The 10,389-nt window shown below is 72.7% G+C and carries 7 protein-coding genes; 3 read left to right on the forward strand and 4 right to left on the reverse strand.

What is annotated here, in order from left to right:
* Window positions 1–426: 426 nt before the first annotated feature.
* Together AB0P03_RS34320 and AB0P03_RS34325 are read left to right on the forward strand one after the other, a co-directional pair.
* The gene (locus tag AB0P03_RS34320) at window positions 427–1,974 is read left to right on the forward strand and encodes a Na+/H+ antiporter (RefSeq protein ID WP_363632507.1); all 1,548 of its coding nucleotides are present in this window, start codon (window positions 427–429) and stop codon (window positions 1,972–1,974) included.
* 109 nt (window positions 1,975–2,083) lie between these two features.
* Window positions 2,084–2,785, forward strand: coding sequence for a hypothetical protein (locus tag AB0P03_RS34325; RefSeq protein ID WP_363632508.1), 702 nt, complete (start codon window positions 2,084–2,086; stop codon window positions 2,783–2,785).
* A gap of 26 nt (window positions 2,786–2,811) precedes the next feature.
* Here AB0P03_RS34325 and AB0P03_RS34330 read toward each other — a convergent pair whose 3' ends face one another.
* The 4 genes from AB0P03_RS34330 to AB0P03_RS34345 all read right to left on the reverse strand — a co-directional run bounded on the left by AB0P03_RS34330 (window position 2,812) and on the right by AB0P03_RS34345 (window position 8,820).
* Entirely contained in the window at window positions 2,812–3,183 is a 372-nt protein-coding gene (locus AB0P03_RS34330; RefSeq protein WP_363587138.1) for a nuclear transport factor 2 family protein, read from the reverse strand.
* Between the two features lie 55 nt (window positions 3,184–3,238).
* Window positions 3,239–6,709, reverse strand: a complete 3,471-nt coding sequence (car, locus tag AB0P03_RS34335) for a carboxylic acid reductase (RefSeq protein WP_363632510.1) — start codon at window positions 6,707–6,709, stop codon at window positions 3,239–3,241.
* Window positions 6,710–6,816: 107 nt separating this feature from the next.
* On the reverse strand, window positions 6,817–8,013 hold the full coding sequence (locus AB0P03_RS34340; RefSeq protein WP_363587136.1) for a cytochrome P450: 1,197 nt from the start codon (window positions 8,011–8,013) through the stop codon (window positions 6,817–6,819).
* 30 nt (window positions 8,014–8,043) lie between these two features.
* Window positions 8,044–8,820 (reverse strand): SDR family oxidoreductase, encoded by a 777-nt coding sequence (locus AB0P03_RS34345; protein ID WP_363587135.1) that lies wholly within the window; start codon window positions 8,818–8,820, stop codon window positions 8,044–8,046.
* Window positions 8,821–9,174: 354 nt separating this feature from the next.
* Between AB0P03_RS34345 and AB0P03_RS34350 the strand changes: the two genes are divergently transcribed.
* Window positions 9,175–10,263, forward strand: coding sequence for an NADH:flavin oxidoreductase (locus tag AB0P03_RS34350; RefSeq protein ID WP_363587134.1), 1,089 nt, complete (start codon window positions 9,175–9,177; stop codon window positions 10,261–10,263).
* Window positions 10,264–10,389: the final 126 nt, after the last annotated feature.

Below are 10,389 nucleotides of genomic sequence, written 5' to 3' on the forward strand. Positions count from 1 at the left end.
GGCCTGTCCTCACACTCTTCAAAATACCCAGTGGGGTATATTTGGAGGACGGGCCAGGACAGGCCAGGACAGACACCCCATCCGGGGGTGCGACGTGAGGAGCAGCGCGATGTGTCGACGAACCACCTGCCGGACGTGCGGCAAGGCAAGCTACGCGGGGTGCGGCATGCACGTCGACCAGGTACTCGCCGGGGTGCCCGAGTCCGGCCGCTGCGCCTGCGACCGGACGAAGCGCAAGAGCGGCGGCTTCCTGGCGAGGCTGCTCGGGCGCCGCTGAGGGGCACGACCTGCCGGGCACCCTGCCGTCCCGCGCAAACGACCCGATAAGATGATTGACGGTGTGCCGGGAAGTCTGGTCGGCTCGGGGGACGACCGCAGCGCTCGGGCGGCGGCGACCCCGATCGTCGTGATGGGTCGTTTCCGCAGATGCACGCCGTGGGGATCGTTCTGGTTCTGGTGGTTCTGGCCACGAGCGTGGCCACCTTCGCCCGGCGGTTGCGGGTGCCCGCGCCCTCCCTGCTGGTCCTGGTCGGCCTCGCGGTCGCGATGGTCCCGGGTGTGCCCGCGCTGCACGTACCGCCGCAGGCCATCGCCCTGGTGGTGCTCCCACCCCTGCTCTACTCCTCCGCCGAGGAGCTGTCGTTGCGCGATCTGCGCACGGTGTGGCGCCCGGTGACGATCCTCTCCTTCGGCCTGGTCTTCGCCTCCGCCGCCGCCGTGGGCTTCGTCGCCGTCGCCGTCGCCGGGCTCCCGCCCGCGATGGCGTTCGTGCTGGGGGCCGTCCTGTCCAGCACCGACCCGGTGGCCGTCACCGCGCTCGGCCGCCGGCTGGCGCTGCCGGGGCGCGTCCAGGTGCTGGTGCAGGCCGAGAGCCTGTTCAACGACGCCACCTCGCTGGTGCTGTTCAAGGTCGCCGTCGGCGTCGCCGTGGCCGTGGGCGGCACGGTGGACCTGCCTGCGGCGGGCGGCGAGCTCCTGCTGCTCGGCGGGGGCGGCAGCCTGGTCGGCGCCGCCGTGGCCGGCCTGGTGTGGCTGATCCGGCGCCGCACCGCCGACCCCGTCCTGGAGACCGTGATAGCCCTGGTCACCCCGTACGCGGCGTACGTGCTCGCGGAGTCCGCGCACACCTCCGGGGTGACCTCGGTCGTGGTCGCCGGCGTCCTGCTCGGCCGCTCCGGCCACCGCCTCACCGACGCCCGCATCCGGCTCCAGCTGCACGCCGTCTCCGCGGTGGTGGTGTTCCTGCTGGAGAGCGTCGTGTTCAGCATCGTCGGCCTGCAACTGCCCGCCCTGGTCCGCGACCTGCCGGCCGGAACCGGCTGGTGGCCGCTCCAGGCGCTCGCGCTGGCGGCCGTGCTGATCGCCGTCCGGGTGCTGTGGACGCTGCCGCTGACCCGCGGGGTCAAGCCCGCCCGCGGCCGGCTGTCCTGGCGGGTCGCCGGGGTCGTCACCTGGGCCGGCACCCGGGGCGTCATGCCGCTGGCGGCGGCCCTGTCCATCCCGCTGCTCACCGCGGACGGCGACCGGATACCCGGGCGCCCGCTCGTCCTGGTGCTGACCACGGCGGTGGTCGTCCTCACCCTGGTCGTGCAGGGCCTGACCCTCGCCGCCGTGGTCCACCGTTCCGGGCTCGCCCTGGAGCCCGAGCACACCGCCCGCGAGGAGGACGACGCCCGCGACGCCCTCAACCGCGCCGCCCTCGACCACGTCGACCACCTCGCGGCGCTGGAGGTCATGCCCGACACCGCGATCGACCGGGTCCGGCGCGGCCTCGCCGCCCGCCTCGACCGCACCCCCGAGACCCCCGACGGCACCACCGCCGACGCCGCCTACCGTCAACTCCGGCACGAGGTCATCACCGTGCAGAACGCCCGGCTGCACCGCCTCTACGCGGAACACCTCATCAGCGACACCACCCTGCGCCGCCTCCAGCGCGACCTCGACCTGGAGCAGGCCGGACTCGGGCGGGTCTGACCGGCCCGACCCGGCCGGCCGTGACGGCTTGCGGCCCCGGTCTTCCGCACCTCCGCACCGCAGGTCAGACTGTCGCGAGCAGTCCGACGCAGCACCGAACGGGGGCCACATGGCACAGGGCAGGAAGAAGCAGAAGAGACCACTGAGCGCGGCGGCCGCCGCCCAGCGGCCGAAGACCGCCAAGCGGAGACCCCGGAAGGACAACCCGCTCGCGCCCCGCACCATCCGCCGGGCGGCGGGCCTGGTCGCGGTGCTCGCCCCGCTGCTGCTCGTCGGCCTGATGGCGCTCGCCGTGGACCCGGACTACTCCGCCCTGTTCACGATCCTCGCCGTGCTGGTGCTCATCACCTCGCTGGGCGGGCTGATGGTGGTCCGGGCCGCCGGCTGGGTGCTCTGGCCCGGCGTCCTGCTGGGGGTCCTGCTGCTGGCCCTGCCACCCACCACCATCCGGGCGGAGGTGCTCGCGCACCGCGGGGAGCGGACCGAGGTCGTCGTCACCGAGGCCCACAGCTCGAAGGACCGCAGCGGCCGGACCAGCTGGTCCTGCGCGATCCGCCGCGCGGACGGGAAGCCGCTGCCGCACCCCGAGTTCCAGGGCTCGGGCTGCTCCGGGTCGTCCTCCGCCGACACCACCACCACCGTCCTCGTCGACCCCGACGGCTGGGCCCCGCCGGCCGGCACCGACCTGGACCTCGCCTTCCTGCACGGCGGCGTCTACGCCCTGGGCGCCCTCAGCCTGCTCTGGGTCCTGCTCGTCACCGCCGCCGCCCGCCGCAGCCTCCGGGACTCCCGCGCCGCAGCGCCCGCCTGACGGTTCGGGTTCAGGAAGGCGGGCGGTCAGGCCGTGCCGGCCTTCGGCACGGTGTAGAGGCACTCCTCGATCCGGTCGATCAGGCCGCCCTCGAACCGGAAGTAGACGACGGTCGGGACCTCCTGGACGACCCCCTCGGCCGACAGCAGGTGGATGACGTGCTGCTGGAGCACCTCGTCCGGCTTCTCGAACTGGCGGAGGACCTCGAACCGCAGCGACTCGACACCGGCGGCGAAGGCCTTGAAGTGCACGAGCCGCTCGTCGATCGCCTGCTCGTCCTTGCCGTCGTTCTGCCACACGGTGGCCTTCTCGGTGCACAGCGCCCGGAAGCCGGCGAAGTCGTTCGCCTCCAGCAGCCGCAGACCCGAGATGACCGTCTCGCCGATGCTCTGTGCCATGCCGAACTCCTGTGTCCGTCGGGTCGAATGCGGGGATGGTGGTGCGGTGCTGCGGTCAGTGGGGAAGCAGGCCGAGGTGGCGCAGGTCGGTGACGTACTTGCGGACGAGGGCCGCCGACAGGTGCGGGATGTCCTGGTCGGCGCCGACCTTGGCGGCCCGCACGGCGGACCGGAACCCGGCGGCGGGGATCGCCGACCCGGGGACGCCTTCCCCGGGCCGCGCGAAGGCGCGCAGCAGGGGCAGCAGCGAGTGCTGGCGCTGCTTCTCCGGGAGGGCACGCAGCGCGGTGGTGATCCGGGCGAGCCAGTCGTCGTAGTCGTCGATCCGCCGGATCGGGTGGCCGGCCTCGATGAGCCAGTCGACGAAGGTGTCCAGGCAGACGCCGTCGTCGTGCGGGTTCAGCGCGTTGAAGGTCCGGTAGCCCTCGGTGGCCCGCGCGCCCAGCGCGGTGACGGCCTCGGCGGTGAAGTCGACCGGCAGGCCGTCGTAGTGGGCGCGCCCGCCGCCCCGGTAGAAGGAGCCCGGAGCGATGCCGGTGGCGAGCAGGCTGAGCAGCAGGCGGGTGAACACGTCGGGCACGTTCAGCTGCCCCCGGTACCTGCCGTGCGCGAGGATCATGTCCGAGCGCAGGGTGACGACCGGCAGTCCGCACAGGTCGTGGGCCTCGCGGAGCAGCACCTCGCCGGCCCATTTGCTGGTCGCGTACCCGTGCGCGTACCCGTCGTACCCGTACGCGTCGTCGTGCCCGTACTCGTGCTCGGATCCGTGCGCGGCGCCGCCGCCGGAGCCCCGGCCGAGGTGGCGCACCGGGCTGGTGACGCGGATGTCCCCGTCCTCGTCGAGGGCCGCGGCGCCGGCCACCACGGCGACGGTGGACACGTAGGTGACGGGCTTGAGCCGGGTGGTGAGCGCCAGCCGGATCAGTTCGGCCGTGCCGACGACGTTGGGCCCGAACAGCTGGTCGTAGGGCAGCACGTGGTTGACCAGGGCGGCCGGGTGGACGATCAGGTCCACGGTGTCGGCCAGCCGCTGCCAGGTGTCCTCGGCCAGGCCCAGCCGCTGCTCGCCGATGTCGCCCGTCAGCACCTCCAACGTCCCGTCGGCCAACTCCCGGTACCGCCGGAGCAGTTCGGCGTCACCGCTGTCGAAGGCGGCCTCCAGCCGCTTCGCCGCGACGGCCGCGTCGGCGCCACGGACCACGCAGACCAGCCTGCCGCCCGCGGGCGCCAGCCGTTCCAGCCACTCCAGGCACAGGAAGCGGCCGAGGAAGCCGGTGGCCCCGGTGAGCAGCACGGTGCGGACGGCGCCGTCGGGGCGAGGCAGCGTCGGGGCGGCGGCGAGCGTCGCCGCGTCGAGGAACCTGTCCAGGGTGAGGTCGCCGGCCCGGGCCTCGACGGCGCGCTCGCCGTGGACGGAGGCGACGGTGGGCCGCGCGGCGCCGGAGCGGCGCCGCTCCTCGATGTAACCCGCAACCCGTGCCAGGTCGTTGGCCGGGCTGATCACCACCCCGACCGGGACCTCGACCCGGAAGATCTCCGTCATGAGGGCGGCGAAGGACAGCGCGGACAGCGAGTCCCCGCCCAGGTCGGTGAAGTGCGCGTCGGCGCTCAGCTCGGCGCCCGCGCAGCCCAGCAGCGCCTGGGCGGCCCGGCCGACCGTCTCCAGCACCGGCCGGTCCGGCCCGGCCCGGCGCAGCTCGCGCAGCCGGCGCTCCTGCCCGTCGGCGAGTTCGGCGTAGAGCCGTTCCAGGGCCTCGCCGTAGCGCTCCCGGAGCCGGGGGCGCAGCGGTTTGTGGCTGTCGGCGAGCAGGCCGTTCGCGGCGCTGAAGGGTTCGGTCTCGATCAGGACGTCGCGCGGGATCTCGTAGGAGTTGAGCTCGGCCTCCTTGGCGATCCGCTGCAGCGACTCGATGAGCAGCGGTTTGAGCGACTCGGCGTCCCCGCCGGCCCTGGCCAGCGCCTCCGGGGCGGGGACGACCACGGCGAGCGGGTAGGCGCGCTCGCTGTTGCCGTACACGAAGATCTGCCGGATCAGCGGGCTGGCGACGAAGGCGGTCTCCAGGCGGGAGACGGCCACGAACTCGCCCTGGGAGAGCTTCAGGACGTCCTTGGTGCGGCCGACGTAGACCAGCCGGTCCGGCCCGGTCTCGGCCATGATGTCGCCGGTCCGGTAGTAGCCGTCCGCGTCGAAGATCTCGGCGGTGAGTTCGGGCCGCTTGTAGTAGCCGGGGATGGCGGTGGCGGTCTTGAGCAGCAGTTCCCCGCGCGGGTGCGGCGAGTCGGTCCGGAAGTAGCCGAGTTCCGGGACGTCGACCAGCTTGTAGTCGATCACCGGCGGGCGCTGCACCACCGAGTCGAGCAGCACCCCGCCGGCCTCGGTGGAGCCGTAGCCGGTGTACAGGTGGAAGCCCAGGCAGGACTCGACGAAGGCCGCCACCTCGGCGGAGAGCGGGGCGGTGCCGCAGAAGGCCTTGGTGACGCGCCCGCCCAGGACGTTCTCCCGCAGGTCGGTCTTGACCGCCGTGTCGACGTCGCCGGGTTCGCCGGAGCGCCGGTCCAGTTCGCTGCGGTACCGCTGGAAGAGCAGGTCGCAGATGCGCGGGACCATGGTCAGCTCGGTGGGGCGGACCAGCGCGATGTCGTCGAGCAGGGTGGAAAGGTCGCTCCTGGCGGTGAAGTGGCCGACGCCGCCCCGGGAGAGCGAGCCCATCAGCGCCCAGTGGCCGGCGAGGTGACTCTGCGGCATGTAGTGGACGCTGACCGGGGGTGCGTCCTCCGCGCCGTAGCTGAAGCCGTTCCACGCGGTGCGGACCAGCCGCTGGGGGTAGACGGCCCCCTTCGGGGTGCCGGTGCTGCCGGAGGTGTAGATGAGCAGCGCCAACGGGTCGTCACCCGGGTCTGCGACGAACAGGGGCGCGGGCGGCAGTCCGGCTCCGGCCTCGACCACGGCGGCCAGCGGGTCGACGGCCACCGGGCGGCCGGCCCCGGCCAGGCGCCGCCGGGCGGATTCGAAGGCGTCGCGCTGCTCGGCGATGTCGGGGCGGTAGTCGAACACGATCACGCGCCGGATCGAGGGCGCCCCGAGGACGGCTTCGACGGCGGTGTCCAGCCGCTCGATGCTCGCCGCGAGGGCGCGCGGCTCGGTCTCCGCGACGATCGGCGCCAGCTGGGACAGCGGCGCGCTGGACTGCAACGGCACGACCACCACGCCCGCGTGGAGGCAGGCGAGATCGAGCGTGGCGTAGTCGGTGCTGGTGAAGCCCAGGATGCAGAGCCGGTCGCCGGCGCTCAGCGGGTGGTCCGGGTGGTGGTGCCACTCGGTGGCGACGGCGCGTACCCGGGCCCACAGTTCGCGGTAGCTGACGGTCTCGAAGCCGGGCAGCAAGCGCCCGGTCACGGGCTCCCGCGCGCGTTCGCCGAGGGCGGGCCGGTCGGCGTAGCCCTCCATGATGGCCGCCATGACCTCGGCGAGTCCCTTGCCCGGATCACGCACGGCCGCGGTGATCGCCTCCGGTGGTTCGGCCATGCTGAGTCCTCCCGTAGTGTCCGGGTGATGTCGAAGTGCGAGCTGGGGCCCGGCCGGAGCGACCGCCGACTCCCTGACGTCAGGCGGTCGCTCCGGCCGGCGGCGTCTCACCAGGCGACCGGCAGCGCGTCCGCTCCGCGGATGAGCCGTTCCGTCCGCCAGGTCACCTGGTCGGCCGGCACGGCGAGGTGCAGGCCGGGCAGGCGGCGCACCAGGGTGTCCAGCACGACGCGCAGTTCCATCCTGGCCAGGGCCGCGCCGAGGCAGTGGTGGATGCCGTGTCCGAAGGTGACGTGCGGGATGTTCTTCCGGCGGAAGTCGATCTCCTCGGGGCGGTCGAACACCTCCGGGTCCCGGTTGGCCAGGGAGAACTCGGTGACCACCGCGTCGCCGGCCCGGACGGTCTGCCCGCCCAGTTCGACGTCCTCGGTGGCGATCCGGGTGAAGCCGGCGGTGGCGCTGATCGGGATGATCCGGGAGAGTTCCTCGACCGCGTCGGGGATCAGGCCGGGATCGGCGACGAGCTCGTGCCACAGCTCGGGCCTGGTCAGCAGCGTGTAGACGAAGTTGCCGATCTGGTTGGCGGTGGCCTCCTGGCCGGCGGACAGCAGGCTGACCCCGAGGCTGACCAACTCCTCCTCGGTGAGCCGGTTCTCCTCGTCCTCCACGGCGACCAGTTCGCCGAGCAGGTCGCTGGTGGGCTCGACGCGGCGCTCGGCGACCAGCCCGGCGAGGTACTCGTTGAGGTGCCCGCGGTCCCGTGCGGAGCGGGCCGGGTCGGAGAGCATCAGCAGGCCGTCCACCCAGGCGTTGAACCGGTCGCGGTCCTCGACGGGCACGCCGAGCAGTTCGCAGATCATCGTGATCGGCAGCGGCCAGGTGAGCATCTGGGTCAGGTCGGCGGGCGAGCCCGTGGCGATCATGGTGTCGAGCAGGCCGTCGACGATCTGCTGGGCGCGCGGGCGCATCGCCTCGACCCGGCGCACGGTGAAGGGGTTGGCGACCCTGCGCCGCAGCCGGCTGTGCTCCGGCGGGTCCATGCTCAGCATCGAGGTGCGGGGCAGGCCGGCCGAGACGATGCGGGGCACGTCCTCGCCCGCGGCGGCGGCCCGGCTGAACCGGGGGTCGGCCAGCACCGTCCTGACGTCGGCGTGGCGGGTGACCAGCCAGGCGTCGCCGCCGTAGGGCAGGCTCACCCGCAGCACCGGCTGCTCGCCGCAGGCCTCGGCCAGCTTCGGGTCCACGTCGAGCTGCTCGGCCGGACCGAACGGATAGGCCCGCGGCCCTTCTTCTGTCGCGGTCATCGTGTCAGTCCTTCCAGTCCTGGCGGGCGGTCACAGGGACGCGCTCTTGCCGCCGTCGATGACGAGGTTGCTGCCGGTGATCCACGAGGCGCGCCGGGAGACCAGGAAGCCGACCGCCTCGGCGATGTCCTCGGTCTGGCCGATCCGCCCGAGCGGGACCTCGTCGGCCCAGTCCCCCTCCGATTCCATGCCGAGATAGTCGACGATCTTCTCGCGCGCCTCATCCGCCCCGGGAGTCATCACGTTTCCCGGGGAGATCGCGACGACCCGGATTCCGTCCGGCGCCAACTCGACCGCGAGGCCCCTGCTGTACACCTCCAGCGCGGATTTCGCGGCGGCGTAGTGCAGGATCATCGGGTAGGAGGAAATGGTCGCGATGGAGGAGAGGTGCACGATCACCCCGCCGCCGGCCGCGCGCATGGCCGGCACGAGTGCGGCATTGAGCCGGACGGCGGCCAGGAAATTGATGTCGACCGTGTACTGCCAGTCGTTCTCGATTTCCAGCGCGGTCTGGAAGGCCCGGCAGCCGCCCGCGTTGTTGACCACGATGTCCACCCCGCCGAGGGAGTCCAGCGCGGCGTCGGCGAACGCCCGCACCCCGGCCGGCGAGCTGAGGTCGGCCTGGATGAACTTGGCCGCGGACGGGGTGTGTTCGGTGGGGTTGCGGGCGGAGGTGACGACGGTGGCGCCGGCGTCGAGCAGGTGCTGCACGATCGCGGCGCCGATGCCCCGGCTGCCGCCGGTGACCACGGCCCGTTTGCCGTCCAAGTCGTGGGAAATCTGCGCGGTAAGGCGACTCTCGCTCACCCTGGGTTCCGCCACCTTTCGTTCCTGGGAAATTCCTTTCCGCGGCACTGGTCGGCAAGGGAATCAATTCTCCAGTTGCGACCCAGAAGGCGACGCGGAACCACCTGCACCACTATCCGTGATCTCCCGGACACGGTCAACATGATTGTGTCGATGCCGTGGATCGCCTGAGGCAATGCAGCACGGACAAGAGCACCCGCTGGACGCCGCGATCAACAGGGCCGATAATCGTGTGTTACCTATGTGCGGCCGACCACACCATTTTCCGCACGGCCCGGCGGCGATTCGCCGGAGCGGCGGAGAAGGCGCACACGGAATGTTCACACCATGAGTGCCGAGAACTCGGGAGAAAGCATGTCCAGCTTGGACGAGCCGTTCGTCGTGGGTGATCTGACGGTCCCCAACCGCATCGTGATGGCCCCGATGACCAGGATGCAGTCCCCCGGCGGCGTGCCGGGTGAGGAGGTGGCCGAGTACTACGCCCGCCGGGCGGCCCACCAGGTCGGACTGATCATCACCGAGGGCACCTACGTCGACCGCGCCGCCGCCCGCGCGTACGACCACGTGCCCCACTTCCACGGCGAACAGGCGCTGGCCGGCTGGGCCCGCGTGGTGCGGCGGGTGCACGAGGCCGGCGGCCGGATCATCCCGCAGCTGTGGCACACCGGGGTCGTGCGCACCGGGACGGAGCCGCCCGCCGAAGGCCCGTCCGGGATCGGCCTGGACGGCGCCCCGGCCGGGCGGGCCATGACCCAGCGGGACGTCGACGACACGGTGGCCGCCTTCGCCGAGGCCGCGGCGACCGCCGAGCGGCTCGGGTTCGACGGCGTCGAACTGCACGGCGCGCACGGCTACCTGATCGACGACTTCCTGTGGAGCGGCACCAACCGGCGCACCGACCGCTACGGCGGCGACCCGGCCTCCCGCGCCCGCTTCGGCGCCGAGATCGTGCGGGCCGTCCGCGCGGTCGTCAGCCCGGGCTTCCCGGTCTTCTTCCGGTTCTCCCAGTGGAAGGTCGGCAACTACGGGGCCCGCATCGCGCAGAGCCCGGCCGAGCTGGAGCAGCTGCTGACCCCGCTGGCCGACGCCGGGGTCGACGCGTTCCACGGCTCCACCCGGCGCTACTGGCAGCCCGAGTTCGACGGCAGCGACCTCAACCTGGCCGGCTGGGCGCGCAAGCTCACCGGCAAGGCCGCCGTGACGGTCGGCTCGGTCGGCCTGGACCAGCAGTACGGCGAGGGCGAGTTCGCCCAGGGCTACACCAGCCGGGCCGGCGTGACCGGCATCGACGAACTGCTGGCCCGCCTCAAGCGCGACGAGTTCGACCTCGTCGCCGTCGGCCGCACCCTGCTCGCCAATCCGGACTGGGCCGCCAGGGCGCTGCGCGGCGACCTCTCCCGGACCGTCCCGTACGACCCGGCGGTGCTCACCAGCCTGGCCTGACAGGGCCGTTCGACGAACGGGCGCCCGGAAGCGGGCACCCCTCCCCGCATCGTGGAAGGAACCGCGGTCACCGTGAGCGACGAAGGAAGCGGCATCCCCGAGGAGTCGATGCCGCGCGTCTTCACC

It is taken from the genome of Kitasatospora sp. NPDC088779 (assembly GCF_040685395.1).
Classification (GTDB): domain Bacteria; phylum Actinomycetota; class Actinomycetes; order Streptomycetales; family Streptomycetaceae; genus Kitasatospora.

What these genes read in the sequence shown, in the direction of transcription:
- AB0P03_RS34320 (WP_363632507.1), top strand. Translation starts at nt 427, where the DNA reads ATGCACGCCGTGGGGATCGTTCTGGTTCTGGTGGTTCTGGCCACGAGC.
- AB0P03_RS34325 (WP_363632508.1), top strand. Translation starts at nt 2,084, where the DNA reads ATGGCACAGGGCAGGAAGAAGCAGAAGAGACCACTGAGCGCGGCGGCC.
- AB0P03_RS34330 (WP_363587138.1), bottom strand. Translation starts at nt 3,183, where the DNA reads ATGGCACAGAGCATCGGCGAGACGGTCATCTCGGGTCTGCGGCTGCTG.
- car (WP_363632510.1), bottom strand. Translation starts at nt 6,709, where the DNA reads ATGGCCGAACCACCGGAGGCGATCACCGCGGCCGTGCGTGATCCGGGC.
- AB0P03_RS34340 (WP_363587136.1), bottom strand. Translation starts at nt 8,013, where the DNA reads ATGACCGCGACAGAAGAAGGGCCGCGGGCCTATCCGTTCGGTCCGGCC.
- AB0P03_RS34350 (WP_363587134.1), top strand. Translation starts at nt 9,175, where the DNA reads ATGTCCAGCTTGGACGAGCCGTTCGTCGTGGGTGATCTGACGGTCCCC.